Source organism: Epilithonimonas zeae (assembly GCF_900141765.1).
In the GTDB taxonomy this organism is placed as follows: domain Bacteria; phylum Bacteroidota; class Bacteroidia; order Flavobacteriales; family Weeksellaceae; genus Epilithonimonas; species Epilithonimonas zeae.
Window position 1 is genome coordinate 161,523 of sequence record NZ_FSRK01000001.1, and the last position, 18,184, is coordinate 179,706.

General features: G+C 35.7%; 17 protein-coding genes. 12 read left to right on the plus strand and 5 right to left on the minus strand.

Annotated elements, in window-relative coordinates:
• The first annotated feature begins 34 nt into the window (after window positions 1-34).
• The 9 genes from BUR19_RS18765 to BUR19_RS00750 all read left to right on the plus strand — a co-directional run bounded on the left by BUR19_RS18765 (window position 35) and on the right by BUR19_RS00750 (window position 7,403).
• Window positions 35-268 (plus strand): hypothetical protein, encoded by a 234-nt coding sequence (locus tag BUR19_RS18765; RefSeq protein ID WP_139297234.1) that lies wholly within the window; start codon window positions 35-37, stop codon window positions 266-268.
• 60 nt (window positions 269-328) lie between these two features.
• Window positions 329-1,444, plus strand: a complete 1,116-nt coding sequence (gene atpB, locus BUR19_RS00715) for a F0F1 ATP synthase subunit A (protein WP_074233022.1) — start codon at window positions 329-331, stop codon at window positions 1,442-1,444.
• A gap of 35 nt (window positions 1,445-1,479) precedes the next feature.
• Window positions 1,480-1,671 carry an ATP synthase F0 subunit C gene (gene atpE / locus BUR19_RS00720; protein ID WP_034975839.1) on the plus strand — a complete coding sequence of 64 codons (192 nt, stop codon included), beginning with the start codon at window positions 1,480-1,482 and terminating at the stop codon, window positions 1,669-1,671.
• An 86-nt stretch (window positions 1,672-1,757) separates the two neighbouring features.
• Window positions 1,758-2,255: a F0F1 ATP synthase subunit B gene (locus BUR19_RS00725; protein WP_074233023.1), complete on the plus strand. Its 498-nt coding sequence runs from the start codon at window positions 1,758-1,760 to the stop codon at window positions 2,253-2,255.
• 5 nt (window positions 2,256-2,260) lie between these two features.
• Window positions 2,261-2,797, plus strand: a complete 537-nt coding sequence (gene atpH, locus BUR19_RS00730) for an ATP synthase F1 subunit delta (protein WP_074233024.1) — start codon at window positions 2,261-2,263, stop codon at window positions 2,795-2,797.
• A 17-nt stretch (window positions 2,798-2,814) separates the two neighbouring features.
• Window positions 2,815-4,392 carry a F0F1 ATP synthase subunit alpha gene (gene atpA / locus BUR19_RS00735; RefSeq protein WP_074233025.1) on the plus strand — a complete coding sequence of 526 codons (1,578 nt, stop codon included), beginning with the start codon at window positions 2,815-2,817 and terminating at the stop codon, window positions 4,390-4,392.
• A gap of 78 nt (window positions 4,393-4,470) precedes the next feature.
• Entirely contained in the window at window positions 4,471-5,337 is an 867-nt protein-coding gene (gene atpG, locus BUR19_RS00740) for an ATP synthase F1 subunit gamma (RefSeq protein ID WP_074233026.1), read from the plus strand.
• Between the two features lie 399 nt (window positions 5,338-5,736).
• The gene (locus BUR19_RS00745) at window positions 5,737-7,092 is read left to right on the plus strand and encodes a hemolysin family protein (RefSeq protein ID WP_074233027.1); all 1,356 of its coding nucleotides are present in this window, start codon (window positions 5,737-5,739) and stop codon (window positions 7,090-7,092) included.
• 8 nt (window positions 7,093-7,100) lie between these two features.
• Window positions 7,101-7,403 (plus strand): ATP-dependent Clp protease adaptor ClpS, encoded by a 303-nt coding sequence (locus BUR19_RS00750; protein WP_074233028.1) that lies wholly within the window; start codon window positions 7,101-7,103, stop codon window positions 7,401-7,403.
• Window positions 7,404-7,441: 38 nt separating this feature from the next.
• Here BUR19_RS00750 and BUR19_RS00755 read toward each other — a convergent pair whose 3' ends face one another.
• Window positions 7,442-10,510: a DNA polymerase III subunit alpha gene (locus BUR19_RS00755; RefSeq protein ID WP_074233029.1), complete on the minus strand. Its 3,069-nt coding sequence runs from the start codon at window positions 10,508-10,510 to the stop codon at window positions 7,442-7,444.
• Window positions 10,511-10,529: 19 nt separating this feature from the next.
• A complete protein-coding gene (gene dinB, locus BUR19_RS00760; RefSeq protein WP_074233030.1) occupies window positions 10,530-11,678 on the minus strand; it encodes a DNA polymerase IV in 1,149 nt (382 codons plus the stop codon).
• Between the two features lie 61 nt (window positions 11,679-11,739).
• On the opposite strand from dinB, the gene BUR19_RS00765 reads away from it, so the two are divergent.
• From BUR19_RS00765 to BUR19_RS00775, 3 genes are all read left to right on the plus strand, one after another.
• Window positions 11,740-12,516, plus strand: coding sequence for an XRE family transcriptional regulator (locus BUR19_RS00765; protein ID WP_074233031.1), 777 nt, complete (start codon window positions 11,740-11,742; stop codon window positions 12,514-12,516).
• Window positions 12,506-13,147: an alpha-ketoglutarate-dependent dioxygenase AlkB family protein gene (locus BUR19_RS00770; protein WP_245798996.1), complete on the plus strand. Its 642-nt coding sequence runs from the start codon at window positions 12,506-12,508 to the stop codon at window positions 13,145-13,147. Before BUR19_RS00765 ends, BUR19_RS00770 begins: the two co-directional genes overlap by 11 nt.
• 131 nt (window positions 13,148-13,278) lie before the next feature.
• A complete protein-coding gene (locus tag BUR19_RS00775; protein ID WP_074233032.1) occupies window positions 13,279-15,120 on the plus strand; it encodes a T9SS type A sorting domain-containing protein in 1,842 nt (613 codons plus the stop codon).
• A gap of 51 nt (window positions 15,121-15,171) precedes the next feature.
• On the opposite strand, the gene BUR19_RS00780 is transcribed toward BUR19_RS00775, so the two are convergent.
• The 3 genes from BUR19_RS00780 to rplT form a co-directional block, all read right to left on the minus strand.
• On the minus strand, window positions 15,172-16,434 hold the full coding sequence (locus BUR19_RS00780) for a M20/M25/M40 family metallo-hydrolase (RefSeq protein WP_074233033.1): 1,263 nt from the start codon (window positions 16,432-16,434) through the stop codon (window positions 15,172-15,174).
• Window positions 16,435-16,552: 118 nt separating this feature from the next.
• Window positions 16,553-17,734: a M28 family peptidase gene (locus tag BUR19_RS00785; RefSeq protein WP_074233034.1), complete on the minus strand. Its 1,182-nt coding sequence runs from the start codon at window positions 17,732-17,734 to the stop codon at window positions 16,553-16,555.
• Between the two features lie 77 nt (window positions 17,735-17,811).
• The gene (gene rplT, locus BUR19_RS00790; RefSeq protein ID WP_074233035.1) at window positions 17,812-18,156 is read right to left on the minus strand and encodes a 50S ribosomal protein L20; all 345 of its coding nucleotides are present in this window, start codon (window positions 18,154-18,156) and stop codon (window positions 17,812-17,814) included.
• Between the last annotated feature and the right edge of the window lie 28 nt (window positions 18,157-18,184).

Consider the following 18,184-nt stretch of genomic DNA (forward strand, 5'->3'; position numbering starts at 1 on the left):
AATCAAGTTTTATTTATTTCTTACAATCATTTTTATGATGATGATAACCTTGATTATTTTGATTAACAAAATTCTTCCGCAATACCAAGGATTTGCAATGATAGGACTGATTGTCATGAAATTTGGGCTGATGTTCCTTGTAAAAAACAAGCTTCATTTCGAAGCAATTCCGAATTATAAATTCCATTTTATTATTCCATATTTCATTTTGACAACGTTGCTTACATATTATGCAATTCAGTTAATTAATTATGACAAAAAACAGTAAATTAATTCTTCTAAAGAGAAAAAATAGTCTATTTTTGCAAAACGAAAAAAAAATCTACCGATGCTAAAGAAAACGGCAATTTTATTTTACAGTTTATTAATGTTTGCAACTGCTTTTGCTCAGCACGAAAATGTTGAAAACCAACACGGTAAGCCTGTAACTGAAACTCCTGAGCTTTCTGGAAAAGAAGAGAGAAGAAAGGAAGTTAAAGAGTTCGTAGACCACCATATTTTGGATGCTCACGATGTTGCCCTGATGGTGAAAGATGGTCATCATATTGGTTTTCCTTTGCCGGTTATTATTTATGATGAAGGATTTCATTTCTTTATGAGTAATACAGAAGGCGTAGATGGGCACGAGTTTATCCACGGTTCTCCGGTAGAAAGTAATGGTAAATTTTATACACTTAGCCACGAAAAAATCTACAGAACAGATTCTAAGGGGACTTTAACATTAGATAAAGATCACCACCCAACTGAAAAGAGAGTTTTAGATTTATCTATCACGAAAAGTGTTTTGGTTATTTTCTTAGTTGCTATTTTTATGATTGTGCTTTTCGGAGGAATGGCAAGATCTTATAAAAAATCTCTTGTTCCTTCTGGTGCTGCAAAATTCCTTGAACCACTTGTCATTTTTGTAAGAGATGATATTGCAATTCCAAACATTGGACATAAGTATAAGAGGTTTATGGGTTATCTACTGACTGTATTCTTTTTTATCTTGTTTCTGAATGTTTTAGGTTTGATGCCTTTTGGGATCAATGTTACGGGTAATATTGCGATTACATTTTGTTTAGCAATTGTAACTTACTTGATTACAACTTTCTCAGGCTCAAAAGATTATTGGAAACATATTTTTTGGATGCCGGGTGTTCCAGTTCCTATGAAGTTTATTATGATGCCAATAGAAATATTGGGGACATTGACAAAACCATTTGCTTTGATGATTCGTCTTTTTGCAAATATGACAGCAGGTCACATCGTTGTAATGACTTTGATTGGTTCAATTTACATTTTCGAAAATTGGATTGCAGGAGTTGCTTTCCCGTTCTTGACATTCGTAATTTATTTATTAGAAGTATTAGTAGCGTTCCTTCAAGCTTACGTATTCACAATGCTTTCAGCTTTGTTTATCGGTATGGCAGTTGAAGAGCACGAGCATGAACATGCTCATTAATTAAAAGTATAAAACAATTTTTTAAATTATATATTATGGAAATTCCTAAAATTATTGGTAGCGGACTTATCGTTATTGGTGTAGGTATCGGTCTTGGAAAAATTGGTGCTGCTGCTCTTGAAGCAATCGCTAGACAACCAGAGCAATCTGGAAAAATCCAAACTGCTATGCTTATTGCTGCTGCATTGGTAGAAGGTGTTGCTTTCGCTGCGTTATTCGCATCATAAGCCAAACAAAATTCAAAACATTGTTGCAGCGGTTGGCTGCAGCAATGTTTAATTTAAAAATTTATAAAAATTAATCTCACTATATAATGGAATTACTTCATCAGTTTTCATCAGGATTATTTATCATTCAGTCCATCATTTTCTTAGTATTACTTTTTGTATTAGGAAAGTTTGCGTGGAAACCAATTCTAAAATCTATCGACGAGAGAGAAACTTCAATCATCGATGCTCTTAACCAAGCTAAATTGGCTAAACAAGAAATGGCACAGTTGAAAGAAGATAACGAAAGAATTCTTCGTGAAGCTAGAGCTGAAAGAGATGGTATCTTGAAAGAAGCTAGAGATATGAAAGATAAAATCGTAAATCAAGCTAAAGACAGTGCTAAAGTGGAAGGTGAAAAAATGATTGAAGCAGCTAGACAATCTATCCAAACGGAAAAGAATGCGGCTATGGCTGATATCAAAAACCAAATCGGTACTTTGTCTGTGAACATCGCTGAAAATATTCTTAGAGAGAAATTGAACAACGATGGCGCACACAACGCTTTGGTAGAAAATATTCTTAACAAATCTAACCTTAACTAATCAGGATGCTTACATCTAAAGTAGCTAAAAGATACGCACAAGGTTTACTGGATTTCACACAAGAGTCTGGTAATACAGAATCTGTTTTCGTAGAGATGAAGGATATTGTGAAAATAATGTCTCTGTCCAAAGAATTGAACACATTCTTCAACACGCCTATCATTGATGCAAGAAAGAAAGAAGCGATTGCTTTAGAAATTTTTAAAGATTTTTCTCCTGTTTCGAAGAATATCATCCGATTGGTTATCAAACAAGGTAGAGAATCTCAGCTTAAAAATATTGCTCAGGAATTCATCAATAAAGTAGAAGATATCAAAGGAACGCAACGTATTTCTTTGGTTACAGCTAGCAAATTGTCAGAGCAAAATATTCAAAAAATAATTGCTGATTCTAATATGGTAAATGTTTCTAACTATGATTTGGAAACGATTATCAAACCAGATATCTTGGGAGGTTATATCCTAAGAGTAGGTGACCAGCAAATCGATGCTTCAGTTAAAACCAAACTGAACAATATCAAAAAAGAATTTCAACTTAATTAAGAAAAAACAACCATATAATGGCAGAAATAAATCCGGCAGAAGTATCAGCGATACTGAAGCAGCAATTAGCAAATTTCGATACTCAATCTAACGTAGAAGAAGTTGGAACTGTACTTACAATCGGTGATGGTATCGCTCGTGTTTACGGTTTAGAAAATGTGCAGTACGGAGAATTGGTAAGATTCGAAGCTGGAGTAGAAGGTATCGTTCTTAACCTTGAAGAAGACAACGTAGGTGTGGCTCTTCTTGGGGAATCCAAAATGGTAAGAGAAGGTGATACTGTAAAAAGAACTAACAGAATCTCTTCTATCAAAGTTGGTGAAGGAATGCTTGGTAGAGTTGTTGATACTCTAGGAAATCCAATCGATGGTAAAGGACCTATCGGTGGTGAGCTTTACGAGATGCCTTTGGAAAGAAAAGCGCCGGGAGTTATCTTCCGTCAGCCGGTAACCGAGCCACTTCAGACTGGTATCGTTGCTATCGATTCTATGATTCCGGTAGGAAGAGGACAAAGAGAGTTGATTATTGGTGACAGACAAACTGGTAAAACAGTTGTTGCTATCGACACGATCATCAATCAAAAAGAATTTTATGATGCTGGTCAGCCAGTATATTGTATATATGTTGCAATTGGACAAAAAGCTTCAACTGTAGCTCAAATCGTTAAAACGTTAGAAGACAAAGGTGCTTTGGCTTATACAGTTATCGTTGCAGCTAACGCTTCTGACCCAGTTCCAATGCAGGTTTACTCTGCAATGGCAGGTGCTTCTATCGGAGAATACTTCAGAGATACTGGTCGTGCTGCTTTGATTGTTTATGATGATTTATCTAAACAAGCGGTTGCTTACCGTGAGCTTTCTCTTCTATTGAGAAGACCACCAGGACGTGAGGCTTACCCAGGAGACGTTTTCTACCTACACTCAAGATTGTTGGAAAGAGCAGCAAAAGTTATTGCTGATGATTCTATCGCAAAACAAATGAACGATTTGCCAGAATCTTTGAAGCCAATCGTAAAAGGTGGTGGTTCATTAACAGCCCTTCCAATCATCGAAACTCAGGCTGGTGACGTTTCTGCATATATCCCGACAAACGTTATCTCTATTACAGACGGACAGATTTTCTTGGAAACAGATTTGTTTAACTCAGGGGTTCGTCCGGCAATCAACGTTGGTATCTCTGTATCGAGAGTTGGAGGTAACGCTCAGATCAAATCAATGAAAAAAGTTTCTGGAACTTTGAAATTAGACCAGGCTCAATATAAAGAATTGGAAGCGTTTGCTAAATTCGGTTCTGACTTAGATGCTGCTACATTGGCAGTAATCTCTAAAGGAGAAAGAAACGTGGAGCTTTTGAAGCAGCCAGTTAACTCTCCACTTCCGGTAGAAAATCAGGTAGCGATGATTTACGCAGGAACTGAGAATCTATTGAGAAATATCCCAATCAGAAAGGTAAAAGAATTCCAGGTAGAATATGTGGATTTCTTGAAAAACAAACATCCAGAAGTGATGGCAGCTCTTAAAGCCGGTAAAATTGATGACCAATTAACTGGAGTTTTGAAACAAGTTGCAACAGAACTTTCTGCGAAATACAACTAAAAAAGTTCAATGTTCAAGGATTCAGAACGATTGTTTTGAAACCTTGAACTTTTTAAACAATAATCTTTGAACTAAAGAATGGCAAACTTAAAAGAAATACGAGGCAGAATTTCATCTATATCTTCTACGATGCAGATTACAAGTGCTATGAAAATGGTTTCCGCTGCGAAACTGAAGAAAGCACAAGACGCAATCGTAATGCTGAGACCTTACTCAGAAAAACTTCAGGAGATTATAGAGAACGTAAGTGCTGCTTCTGATGCTGAGAATATCTCAGAATTCGCTATAGAAAGAGAAGTTAAAAAAGTGCTTTTCATCACCGTGACTTCCAACAGAGGTTTGGCTGGAGCTTTCAACTCTTCTGTTATCAAAGAATTGAACACTCAGTTCTCTACTAACGAAAATGTAGAAGTAGAAGTTTTAACCATCGGTAAGAAAGCTTTTGATGCACTTAGAAAAAACAAAACTGTTTACGAAAACCACAGTTCTTTGTTTGACAACCTTTCTTTCGACCACGTTTCAAATATGACAAGTAAAGTGATGTCAGATTTCAAAGCTGGAAAGTTTGACAAAGTTTACGTTGTTTATAACAAATTCATCAACGCTGCTACTCAGGAAGTAGTAACTGAGCAGGTTTTACCAATTGCAGTTTCTGTAGAGAAAACAAGCTCAGACGTTAATGTAGATTACATCTTCGAACCAGGCAGACAAGAAATTTTGGAAACATTAATTCCAAAATCGATTAAAACTCAGATATTCAAAGCGGTGCTAGATTCCGTAGCGTCAGAACACGGTGCAAGGATGACAGCGATGCACAAGGCGACCGATAATGCAGAAGCACTTAGAAATGACCTTAAGATTTTCTATAACAAAGCAAGACAGGCAGCCATCACCAACGAAATATTAGAAATTGTTTCCGGAGCAGAAGCGCTTAAGAACAGTTAATTAAAGATAAGTTAAAGTTAGTAGTTAGTTATAAAAAGCATTGGAGGTCAAACTTCAGTGCTTTTTATTATTTTGGGCAGCTTTTCCGCCTTCCGCTCCCAATCTTTTCACTCCACTTCGTTGCGTAAAAAGGATTTCCGCTCAAGTCGGGCTGTAGCTTCGCCAAATATAACCAGTCCACCTTTTATCAACTTTACAAAAAAAAGAGACGAAGTTTCGGTATATTGGTAGAAAATAATTCATTTAGTGAGGGGCGAAGCTCCGAAATATTGGTTTTAAATCAATGTTTTATCACCAAAATCATATTTTTTCCAACTTCTATACCCCAACTTCTAATATCTAAATCGAAGTTAAAAAAAATATATATCTTTGTACAGATTGTATATATAACAACATTAAATGGACCCCGATAGTTTAGTCAAACTTCTCATTGCATTATTTTTAGTTCTTCTAAATGGCTTTTTCGTAGCCGCCGAATTCTCAATTGTTAAAGTACGTTATTCCCAAATCCAGCTAAAAGCTGCTGAAGGAAATGCCGTAGCAAAACAAGCCGAAAACATTATCAAAAACTTAGATGCTTATCTTTCAGCGACTCAGCTGGGGATTACGCTAGCTTCCCTTGCTTTGGGTTGGGTAGGAGAGAGCGCTCTGCATCACATTATAGAGTCTATTTTCCATTCATTGAATATCGAGTTGGCTCAAGCTACGGTTACAACTATTTCGGTTGTTTGTAGCTTCTTATTGATTACAGTGATGCACATTGTATTCGGAGAATTGGTTCCGAAATCGATTGCGATTAGAAAATCAGAGTCGACAACACTTTTCATTGCTTATCCTTTGCATTGGTTTTATAACATCTTCAGACCCTTCATTTGGTTGATGAACTCATTATCCAATGCTTTCCTGAAATTAATCAAAATATTTCCAGCCTCGGAACACGATATTCACTCGACGGAGGAATTACAATTATTGGTAAAACAATCTGCTGACAGTGGCGAAATCGAAGAAGAGAATTACGAAATCATAAAAAATGCATTCGATTTTACGGATCATAATGCAAAACAGATTATGATTACGAGGCAGAATATTTCTTCTATCGATATTCAGGATGACCCAGAAGATATTATCAACCAGATTATGGAAAGCGGTTATTCGCGTATTCCGGTTTACGAAGGCTCGATTGATAACATCATCGGGATTTTTTACACCAAAGAAATCATCAGAGAATATATCAAGAGTAAAGGTCAGGTTTCTGAAGAGAGTCTGAGAGGATTTATGCGAGAAGCATTCTTTGTGGTTGGAAGTAAGAAGATTTCTGATTTGCTTAAGGTTTTCCAATTCAAGAAACAGCATTTGGCAATTGTTATTGATGAGTTTGGAGGAACGGAAGGAATCATTACGCTTGAAGATATCTTAGAAGAATTGGTTGGAGAAATCCAGGATGAGGAAGATGAGGAAGAAAAAATTGTAGATAAAGTTGGTGAAAATATCTATTGGATAAAAGCGACTCAGCCTTTGGATGAGATTAATGAGAAATTACCAAGAAAAATTCCGCTTTCTGAAGAAGGAGAATATAATACGTTAGCAGGTTTTATTTTGAACGAATTACAGGATATCCCGGAAGAGAATCAGGAATTCGATTATGAAAATTATCATTTCAAGATTCTTAAAATGCAGAATAAAAGTGTGGAGTTGGTAGAACTTCTTTACAACAAACCTTTCGTAGAAGATTTGACAGACGAAATTATTGAATAATCAGCCTTATGAAAATCTACAATAATAAATCTTACGATGAGCCAAAACGCCAGTACGAAGAAGAAGTATTGGTAATGGAGCTTGAAGACGAAGTTTACAAACTCGTGGTTTACAATGATGATGTCAACACTTTCGATTTCGTCATTATGTGCCTGATTGATATTTGCGAACACACACCAGAACAAGCGGAACAATGTACATTGCTCATCCATTACAAAGGAAAATGTACCGTAAAAACAGGCGCTCTTGAAAAACTGAAACCGATGCACCAGGCACTACTTGACAAAGGTTTAAGTTCGGAAATAGTATAAATTAAAAAGATTACAGAATTTGTAATCTTTTTTTTGTTTTACTTGAATTTTTGTCTTGGCAAACCAATCTCGTGCGCTTGTGGATAAGGCTTTCTGGATGTCATACTTATATCTTCTTTCATTTGTTTATGAATATGATACTGTCTATCCTCATCATACTCATACCTCGGATCTGGAATCATCGGCATTTTGGACATTTTGTGAATCGTGATGGTCGGAAAATGATAATCTACTTCCACGGTTCCTAACAAAAGATAACAACCGCCTCCCTGAAAATCATATTGTTTGAGACTGTCCGGAAAATGGGCGGTATCAAAATAATCGCCATTTACGTCGATCCAAGTTCCGAAAAACATTGCACCTCTTTTTGTGGGAACGTGTTTTCTGGATATCAAATAAGCCAGCATTTTTACTTCTTGTTTATGGAATTTCAGTAAGTCTTTTACGAAAACAGAACCTCTGTATTTGGTTTTTAGCAAATCAAACGGACTGGATGAAATAGGAAAGCCGATAATCTCTAATTCATCAAAAGCATCTTCAAATGCTTCTCTTTTCAGTTCAGGAAGTTCAAATCGTTTGGCTGGTTCTTCAAAAAGTGTAATGTTTCTATTTTCTGTTTTGAAATTGAATAATAGCAATCTAGCTTCCACCAAAAGTTCATTTTTCTGTTTACCCGTAAATCTGAATGCACCTATGAAAATCAAAATCTGAATGGTCTCAATACCAACCGGAATACGTTTGATGAAATTTTCCAGAGATGTGTAATTACCGTTTTTATCCCGTTCTTCAGAGATGCTTTGTGCTATTTTAGACTCCAGTGATTGCAGAACCAGAAAGCCTAAATAAATTTCTTTTTCTATAAGTCTCGTCTTATATTCGCTGTTATTGACGCAAGGGTTTTGAACTTTAGCGCCAGACATTCTTGCTTCGTGGATATAAACTTCTGTTCGATAAAAACCACCTTGATTATTGATGACAGAAACCATAAACTCCAAAGGATAATAGACCTTTAAATACAAACTCTGATAACTTTCTACCGCATAAGAAGCCGAATGTGCTTTGCAAAAAGAATAACCTGCGAAAGATTCAATTTGACGGAAAGCCTCTGCAGTCATTTGCTCAGAATGTCCTTGCTCTTTACATTTTTCAAAAAAATTGGCTTTAACCTCGATTAATTTCTGAATTGAACGTTCTTTTCCACTCATTGCTCTTCTTAGAATATCACCATCGGCATGATCAAGACCTCCAAAATATTGAGCAATCTTGATAACATCTTCCTGATAAACCATAATACCATAGGTTTCTTTTAGGTTTTCCTCAAACACGGGATGAAAATATTCGAACTGATCAGGATGATTGTGCCGGTAAATATATTCGCGCATCATTCCACTTTGTGCAACACCAGGTCTGATAATAGAGGAAGCAGCTACCAAAATCTTGTAATTATCACATTGAAGTCTTCTCAAAAGCCCTCGCATAGCAGGACTTTCTATATAAAAGCAACCGATGGTATTTCCAATAGCCAGATATTGATTACAAACGGATTCATCTTTTGAAATGGAAGTGTCCCGAATATCGACCTGAATGCCACGATTCTTTTTGATAAGTTCAACTGTTTCATTAATCGTTCCCAAGCCTCGCTGAGAAAGAATGTCAAATTTTTCAAGACCGATATCTTCCGCCACATTCATATCAAATTGGGCAATCGGGAAACCTTTTGGGGGCATTTCCAAAGCCGTATAATTGGTAATAGGTTCCTCGGAAATCAAAATTCCACAAGCGTGCATACTTCTTTGATTCGGAAATTTTTCAAGTAATTTTCCGTACTTATGAACTAATTTTACTACAGAATTCACTTCATGGGTTTCCATAGATTGGGTGGCAAGATCGTCCAATTCTTCTTTAGGCAAGCCAAAAGCTTTTCCTATTTCTCTAAAAATCGATCGGTATTTGAACTCTACATTGGTTCCGCAAAACGCCACGCGGTCTTTTCCATAGGTATCAAAAATATATTGGATTATCATATCTCTGTTTTGCCAACTCCAATCGAGGTCAAAATCTGGCGGTGCAGTACGGTTAAGATTAAGAAAACGCTCAAAATAAAGATCCAGTTCTATGGGGCAGATATCTGTAATCCCAAGACAATAACTGACGATGGAATTTGCCCCACTTCCACGCCCAACGTGCATAAAACCCATTTTGTTGCTGTATTGGACAATATCCCAGGTAATCAAAAAATAAGCTGAGAAATCAAGCTCATTAATTACTTTGATTTCTTTGTCAACTCTTTTCTTAGCAACATCGTTATCTGCGCCATATCGTTTCTCCAAACCTTCATAAGCCAGTTTGGTCAAGAGTTCAATATCTTGTTCTTTAGAACTCAGGAAATGCTTTTTGTTCTTATTCTCAGTACTTCCTTTTTCTTTATAAGTAAATTCAAAATTGCATTCCGTGAGAATTTTCTTTGTGTTATCAATGATTTCAGGATAGCGCTCGAATGATTGTATTAAATTGATTTCGGGTTTGAAATATTCTGATTTTCTGCAAATATCATTTTCTGAAAGTTGAGAGACCAAAGTATTGCCATCAATCGCTCTCAGTATTTTGTGAAGATTATATTCCCTTTTTGTAGTGAAAGTAATAGATTGAAGGACAACCATTTTATTAATTCGATGTTTAAATTCAGGTCGAATCAATAAATTTATTTCCTCTTCACGTATGCCGATGAATTCATTTTTCTTTAATATTTCCGGAATATTTTCAATAGGATAAATCACAAAAACTTGATTGAATTCCGGCGCTACTTCAGAAAGTTCAATGCCGTTACAATTATATTCAGTCAAAATTTTATTGACTTCTCCAATTCCGTTGAATTCCTTTGCAATAGTAATATAAAGCAATCGATTTTCTTTTCGGACTTCGATTCCTGCAATTGGTTTAATTCCACGATTATCACATTCTTTTTTGAAATCATAAATTGCGGTAACTGTGTTGATATCAGTTAGAACCAATTCTTTAATTCCAAATTCGTGAGCTTGATCTACCAGATTTTGAACCGATAAAGTACCATAGCGAAGGCTGTGAAAAGAATGACAATTAAGATACATTTAATTGATTATTTTAAAATTATTTACTGAAATCAAATCCGGAAGCCCTCCCCAAAGCATTTGATCCGAAGCGATTCTTAAGATAATCCATCGTTTGGTAAAGGCTCATTTGTTCTTCAGTGTCTTCAAAAAGATTCATCTGATGATTACCGTGAACCAAATCTGTGAAGCGTAAACCAACGAGTCTGATGCGCATTCTTCTCGTGTAAACTTTATTGAAAAGTTCCAAGGCAACTCTTGATAAGGTGTGATCAGCAGATGTATAAGCTATTTTGTATTGCTTGGTTTCCGTATCAAAATTAGAATATCGGATCTTGATCACGACTGTAGAAGTCAGCCATTTTTCCTGTCTCAATTGATAAGCTAATTTTTCAGCCATTCCGGAAATCAATCTTTTGATTTCTAAAATATCAATAGAATCTGTTGCGAAAGTTCTTTCTGTAGAAATTGATTTTTTTTCGGAGTAGGGAACAACGGGATTTTCATCAATACCATTAGCTCTTTTCCAGAGTTCTGTTCCGTTGGCGCCAATCATCTGCTGAAGAACCAACACCGGCATCTCGGAAAGCGTATGAATCGTTCTCACGCCAATCCTTGAAAGAAGTTGAAATGTTTTGTCGCCAACCATCGGGATTTTTTTGATGGATAGTGGATTCAGAAATGGCTTTATTTCTGATTCTATAATTTGCCGTTTCCCTTCAGGTTTGGACTCTCCTGTTCCGATTTTTGAAACCGTTTTGCTATTGGATAAAGCAAAACTTATAGGGAGTCCTGTTTCTCTCTTAACAGCAGATGCAATTTCCTGAGTCCATTGGTAACACCCAAAAAATTTGTCCATTCCGGATAGATCAAGATAAAATTCATCAATGCTCGCTTTTTCCATTAATGGAACTTTATCCTGAATCACTTCTGTTACGAGGTGGGACATTTTGGAAAAATTTTCATAATCACCTTTTACCACTTTTGCATTGGGGCAAAGCCTGAGCGCCATTTTGATTGGCATTGCAGAGCGAACACCAAATTTCCGTGCTTCATAGGAACAGGATGCTACCACGCCACGGTCGCCACCACCGATGATTAGTGGGATTCTGTCAAGCCCGGAATGGTTCAGCCTTTCGCAGGAAACGAAAAACGTATCAAGATCCATATGTACAATAGCACGATTCACTTGACAAAATTAGTTACATTTTAAAACATTATTGTTATATTTGTTGTTATAAATTATAACAATGTCTATTTTTTCAGATAACATCAGGTTTTTGAGAGCTAAAAAAATGACAACTCAACAAGAGTTGGCGGATACTTTAATTATTACAAGATCGAGGTATGTTTCCTATGAAGATGGACGCTCGGAACCGCCGTATGATGTGCTCATCACAATTTCTAAGTTTTTCCACATCAGCATCGATTTGCTTTTGACAGTGGACATTAGGAAATATCCTTTGGAAGAAATGATGAATCTTCCTGATAATAGAATTTTGTTACCTATAGTTATTGATGAGTCAGGAAATAACAGCATAGAAATCATTCCCCAAAAAGCTTCGATGGGTTATCTGTCAGGTTATAGCGACCCAGAATATATCGAAAGTCTGCAGAGAATTTCATTGCCTTTTTTGACTAATGGAAAATATCGTGCTTTCCCTGCGCAGGGCGATTCTATGCCACCTTTCAAAGATGGCTCTTACATCATTGGGAAATATGTGGAAGATATTGAAGATTTGAAAAAAAACAGAAGCTACATTTTTGTGACTTTGAATGATGGGATTTCCTATAAACGATTTAAAACTAAAAATAGAACGTCAATTGAAGTGGCAGCGGACAACTCTTTCTATAAACCTTATGAGATTCCATTGGGTGAGATTGTGGAAATTTGGCAATATGCATCGGGCATTTTTCCGGAGGATTTTGAACCAGAAGATTTTGATAATTATAATTTGAAGGAGATGTTTTTGGAAATCAGAAAAGATATTAAAGAATTGGATAATAAAGTTTCAAATGCAAAATAATTTTAGGACATATAATACAGATATGCAACTCAGTTTGTTTGACGCAGGCGAATATTACCAGTTTCCCACCGAGTTATTAGATTATACCGAACATTTTTTGTCTGAGGAAAGAGCTACCGAAATCGAAAAAAATCTTATAAAAAATGTTCCCTGGAAACAAAGTACACAAAAAATTTTTGATAAAGAAGTTCTGACACCACGTTTGACTGCTTGGTACGGCGACGATGAAAAATCGTATCATTTGGGAGGTAATGAGTTCAGTGTGAATGCTTGGACGCCGGAACTTTTGGGTTTGAAATATAAAATCCAGAAATTGACAGGTCATCAGTTTAATTCTGTTCTGCTCAATTTTTACAGAGATGGCAATGATTCTGTAGCTTGGCATCGGGATAAAGAAAGCGAATTGGGTAATCGTCCTGTGATTGCATCGGTCAGTTTCGGACAGGTGAGAAATTTTGATTTTAGAAAAAAAGATAATCATCAGAATAAATACAGTTTGCCTTTACAACACGGTTCTCTGCTTATTATGAAAGGCGATTTGCAAACCCATTGGGAACATCGGATTGCTAAATCCAACCGACCGATGAGACCTCGGATTAATCTTACTTTCCGCCAAATCCGTGAATTATAAATAATATTGCACTTTAATTTATAATATGTTGTGTGATTTTTATTTTTCTAATGAAAAGTTATTTTCGTTGATTTTAATAATATTAATTTGAGTGAAAATTATTATTTTGCATATCAATTAAAATAATATTTATGAATTTAAAAATCAATTTTCTGGTAGCCAGTTTTGCATTGACATTTTCTACAATGTATGGACAGACTACCACACTCGAATCTAAAGCAAGAGATTGGATATCTAAAAACTCAAACAAAATAGGAACAACCTCTAAAGATAATTTTGAGTTTCAGTCTTCCAGGAAAAGTTTGTCAGGAGAAACTTTGAGATTTCAGCAGACTATTAATGGCATTCCAGTTTATGAAGGTGATATTGCTATACATTTTAATAAACAAGGAGAAGTAACTTACGGAACTGAAGTAACTGTTTCTAAACAGTTAAAACAAATTAATACAACGCCAACTTATAATAAAGACACTGCTTTTGAAAAAGCTAAGGTAGCTGCTAATATTGCCGGTGAAATTACACATCAGGAAAATGATTTGTATGTTTTTGTAACAGAAGATGGACAGACTAAATTAGTCCATAGAGTAATTATCAATTCCTATGAAACGCCGGGAGATTGGGAAATAATGGTAGATGCAAATTCCGGAGATGTACTTAGAGTCCTGGATATTGCCAACTATCATCACGACGACAACCGAAAGAAAAAATCAAAACAAAAATCTGCAGAAATGAAAGCTGCTGGAACAGCTTACATTTTCGGTCCAGATCCACTTTCCAGAGCGCATGTAGCTTATGGTGGAAATTACGTTGATAATAATGATGCAACTAATGCAAGTCTGGATGCAGCAAGAAGTTTGGTGGCTTTGCCGGACATTACTTTATCAAACGGGGTGTATAGTTTAAAAAGCAAATACGTTCAGATAGCGGATTTTGAATCGCCTGCTACCGGTTTGTTTACCCAAACTTCTCCCGATTTTCTTTTCAACAGAAATGAACAAGGTTTCGAAGCTGTAAACGCTTTTTATCACATCGATAGAAGTCTTGCTTATATCAATGAAACTTTAGGAATCACTTGTAAATCTACGCTTAATGGTGGCGTGATGATGGTTGACCCACACGGGTTGAATGGTGATGATAATTCGCATTTCATTCCAAGTTCTCAAAGGTTGGCTTTCGGTGAAGGCTGTGTGGATGATGCGGAGGATGCTGATGTAGTTTTACACGAATTGGGGCACGCCATTCATCATTGGGTTACGGGGCTGAAATCTTCTTCTGCTCAAGGTTTAGGAGAAGGTTCCGGAGATTATTGGGCAATGTCCTACAGCAGAAGTTTAAATCAATGGGCGTCATCAGAACCTCAATACAACTGGATGTTCAGCTGGGATGGTCATAACGAATGTTGGGCAGGGCGTGTAACTAATTATCCAACAAAATACAGCTCAAGCATTAGTAATACTGCCAATATTCATAGAGATGGACAGATTTGGGCAACTTCTCTTATGAGAATCTACAACAGAATTGGAAAAGAGAAAACGGATCGTATTTTCTTAGAGGGACTTGCAATGACCAATTCCTCTTCCAATCAGCAAACTGCAGCGGTTGCTGTGAGACAGGCGTCTATAGATATGTTAGGAAGTTATGGCTTCACTTGTGATGATGTCAATATTATTACAGAAGAATTGACAACTTCGGGATATACACTTCCTGCTTATCAATGTGTTAATTTAGCAGTGGCTGATGTTTCTAAAAATTCAGTGTCTGTTTATCCAAATCCGGTAACTGAAAACTTAACAGTTTCTATGAACTTTAAAAAAGCAGAGACAGCTGAAATTTATAGTTTAGAAGGAAGAAAAATTTCTGAGACTAATATTAATTCTAATAATAATGTCATTAATGTTTCTAATCTGAATAAAGGTGTTTACTTATTGAAGATAAAAGGAACTGATATTGTTCAGAAGTTTATCAAGAATTAATTTAATAGATTTAAAATAAAAAACCGATTGATATTCAATCGGTTTTTTTATTTAGAATTTCACATTGAAGACTTTTTCTTCGCCGTTACGTTTTACGGTTACTGGATGTTCTTCCCCAGCTTTTATTTTCGAAAGACAATCCATATAAGAATAAACCTCTTTTACTTCGCATTTTCCAATTTTTGTAAGAATATCACCTTGTAGAATTCCAGCATTAGCTGCAGGTCTGTTATCTATGACACCATCGATGCCCATTCCGTCTTTGGTATCTGCATAATTTGGCATAATTCCCAGACTCACTTTATATTTTGGGACTGCTTTTGTAGCGGTAACTGCCGTTTTTGTAAACGGAATTTCCTTTTCATTCCCTAAAGCATTAGCCAAATTGAAAACGTAATTAGTAATGATTTTCTGCCCTGTGTAATTGATTTTATCAGCATCATCAGTCGGTTTGTGATAATCATTATGAGTTCCTGTAAACAAGAACAAAACCGGAATATCTTTCAAATAAAAAGAAGTATGATCGCTTGGCCCAACACCAGATTCATCCAAAGATAAATTAATACTTTCTGGTTTATATTTTTTGACCAGATCTGATAGGATGGGAGAGGTTCCAACGCCACCAACAGTCAGGTTGTTATCTTTATTCAATCGACCAACCATATCCATATTAATCATAAAAATTGTATTAGGATAATTGGTTTTGATAGTTTCAGCTAATTTTTTAGAACCCATCAATCCATCTTCTTCACCCGAGAATAATGCGAAAATATAATTGACGTTTTCTTTAGTTTTATTCTGCGAAAATAGTCTTGCTAATTCCAAAACAGCAGCAGTTCCAGATGCATTATCGTCAGCACCATTGTGGATTTGTCCGTCAGAATTGGCTAAAGTAGAGTTGTGATGTTCATTAAGCCCAAGATGATCGTAATGTGCTCCGATTACAATTGTTTTGTCAGCTTTGTTGTCAAGAACTGCAATTACATTTTTTCCTTTTACGGCTGTTGAAGTTTTGTCATCGTGAGGATTTAGCTTAACACCATATTCAAAGTTTTGGATGAATTCTTTTCCTTCGTAAGGCTTCAATCCTAATTTTTTGAATTCTGCTGAAAGATAATTGGCTGCCTTTGTTTCGCCTTCAGAACCAGTTAGTCTTCCTTGTAGTTCATCTGAAGCTAAAAAGTAAATATGTTTTTTTAGATTATCTTCATTAACCTGCTCAGGATTTGTTTTTTCCTGAGAATAATATAATGCGGAAATTCCTAATAAGGAAAGTGTTGATACTAGTTTTAATTTGTTTATTGATAAAAACATTGGGTCTAATTTTTATTAAGAACAAATCTAATGTTTTTTGATTAATTTCTTATCCCAATATTTATCATAAAAAAATCCTGAGAAATAGCTCAGGATTAATATTTAACGGATTACTTAATTATTCAATAATAATTTTTTTGGTGACTTTCTTATTGTCAATAGTTATCGTTCCAAGATAAACGCCAGGCTTCAAATGCGAAATATCAATTTGCTGAATGTTATCCTTGTTAAGTAAAACCTGACTTCCGTTCATATTAGTAATTTCAAATTTAAAATCTTTTATGGATTCGTCAATTTTCAAATTCAATGTATTCTTAGCTGGATTTGGATAGAATTGTACTGATTCCAAATCTTTTGAAACAATATCTTCTGTAGCTAAAGTGGTAGTGGAAGCCGTTGCGAAATGTTGAATTGATCCTATTGCGGATTTTCCAACATTCAAAACATAAACTGGATCCATATTCACCAAAAGGTCATTGGCTGTGTGAACATATGGATTATTATAGCCACCTTCGTATTCCCAATAACCAGTAATGATCTCGCCATTTTGCTGAAAAGGAACATAATCTGTACTTTCCGCCGGATCAAAATCTACAGCTAAAGGCGAATATAATAAGGTGCAATTGGCTAATTCTTGAACAGCAATTGCCGCTGCAGCGTTATTACTTGATGGATTGCTTTGATCTTTATCATGGTAAAGTTTCGTGTTCGCTTTTGTTGCTAATCCACCAACTTGGTCTAAGTTTACAACCACTTTAATATCCATTTTTGGACTCGTTCCATTTACGATTTGAGAAACATATCTGGAACTTCCTAAAAGACCTTGTTCTTCACCGGAAAAGTGGATAAACTTGATTGAATATTCTGTAGGAACATCTTTTAGAATTCTTGCTATTTCAAGGATTATTGATGTTCCGCTTCCGTTATCATTAGTACCCGGACCGTTGATAGAATCAAAATGTCCGCAAACAATTACAAATTTATTAGGATAAAGTGTTCCTGTTTTTGTAACGATAAAATTTTTGGATGATAAACCGTTCGCAGTCCAGGAATGCTCAAAAAAATCAGAAGTTGAATATCCGAAAGAAGTATATTTATTCTTAATCCAGTTGAAAGCATTTGTATTCTGTGTTGTTCCGGTTCTCTTCACTCCCAAAGCTTCGAATTCCTGAAGATAAGAATTGATATTAGTCTGAGAAATTTGATTGGCTCTATCTTGATAGGCCTGAATGAAAGATTGAGATTTAACAAAAGCTAAACTTGCGAAAAATATAAAAGAAAGTATCGTTCTTTTAATCATTATTTAAAAATTTCAGCAAAAATAAAAAAAATCCTGAGAATTTCTCAGGATTTTATATTGATAACAAAGATTTGTAATTATTTTACTTGATCTACAACAGCTTTGAAAGCTTCTGGATGGTTCATTGCAAGGTCTGCAAGAACTTTTCTGTTTAGCTCGATGTTGTTTTTCTTAAGAGCTCCCATAAACTGAGAGTAAGATAATCCGTGCTCTCTAGCACCCGCGTTGATACGAGTTACCCAAAGGCTTCTGAAGTTTCTTTTCTTCTCTTTTCTACCACGGTAAGCATATTGCATTGCTTTTTCTACCGCGTTTTTAGCTACAGTCCAAACGTTCTTTCTTCTACCGAAAAAACCTTTAGCTTGCTTAAGTACTTTTTTTCTGCGCGCTCTAGACGCTACAGCGTTTACTGATCTTGGCATAATTTAAATTGTTTTTTTGAAATGTGCG

What these genes read in the sequence shown, in the direction of transcription:
- atpB (WP_074233022.1), top strand. Translation starts at nt 329, where the DNA reads ATGCTAAAGAAAACGGCAATTTTATTTTACAGTTTATTAATGTTTGCA.
- BUR19_RS00765 (WP_074233031.1), top strand. Translation starts at nt 11,740, where the DNA reads ATGTCTATTTTTTCAGATAACATCAGGTTTTTGAGAGCTAAAAAAATG.
- BUR19_RS00755 (WP_074233029.1), bottom strand. Translation starts at nt 10,510, where the DNA reads ATGTATCTTAATTGTCATTCTTTTCACAGCCTTCGCTATGGTACTTTA.
- BUR19_RS00745 (WP_074233027.1), top strand. Translation starts at nt 5,737, where the DNA reads ATGGACCCCGATAGTTTAGTCAAACTTCTCATTGCATTATTTTTAGTT.
- BUR19_RS00785 (WP_074233034.1), bottom strand. Translation starts at nt 17,734, where the DNA reads ATGATTAAAAGAACGATACTTTCTTTTATATTTTTCGCAAGTTTAGCT.
- BUR19_RS00770 (WP_245798996.1), top strand. Translation starts at nt 12,506, where the DNA reads ATGCAAAATAATTTTAGGACATATAATACAGATATGCAACTCAGTTTG.
- atpG (WP_074233026.1), top strand. Translation starts at nt 4,471, where the DNA reads ATGGCAAACTTAAAAGAAATACGAGGCAGAATTTCATCTATATCTTCT.
- BUR19_RS00780 (WP_074233033.1), bottom strand. Translation starts at nt 16,434, where the DNA reads ATGTTTTTATCAATAAACAAATTAAAACTAGTATCAACACTTTCCTTA.
- BUR19_RS00725 (WP_074233023.1), top strand. Translation starts at nt 1,758, where the DNA reads ATGGAATTACTTCATCAGTTTTCATCAGGATTATTTATCATTCAGTCC.
- atpA (WP_074233025.1), top strand. Translation starts at nt 2,815, where the DNA reads ATGGCAGAAATAAATCCGGCAGAAGTATCAGCGATACTGAAGCAGCAA.
- atpH (WP_074233024.1), top strand. Translation starts at nt 2,261, where the DNA reads ATGCTTACATCTAAAGTAGCTAAAAGATACGCACAAGGTTTACTGGAT.
- BUR19_RS00775 (WP_074233032.1), top strand. Translation starts at nt 13,279, where the DNA reads ATGAATTTAAAAATCAATTTTCTGGTAGCCAGTTTTGCATTGACATTT.
- atpE (WP_034975839.1), top strand. Translation starts at nt 1,480, where the DNA reads ATGGAAATTCCTAAAATTATTGGTAGCGGACTTATCGTTATTGGTGTA.
- rplT (WP_074233035.1), bottom strand. Translation starts at nt 18,156, where the DNA reads ATGCCAAGATCAGTAAACGCTGTAGCGTCTAGAGCGCGCAGAAAAAAA.
- BUR19_RS18765 (WP_139297234.1), top strand. Translation starts at nt 35, where the DNA reads ATGATGATGATAACCTTGATTATTTTGATTAACAAAATTCTTCCGCAA.
- BUR19_RS00750 (WP_074233028.1), top strand. Translation starts at nt 7,101, where the DNA reads ATGAAAATCTACAATAATAAATCTTACGATGAGCCAAAACGCCAGTAC.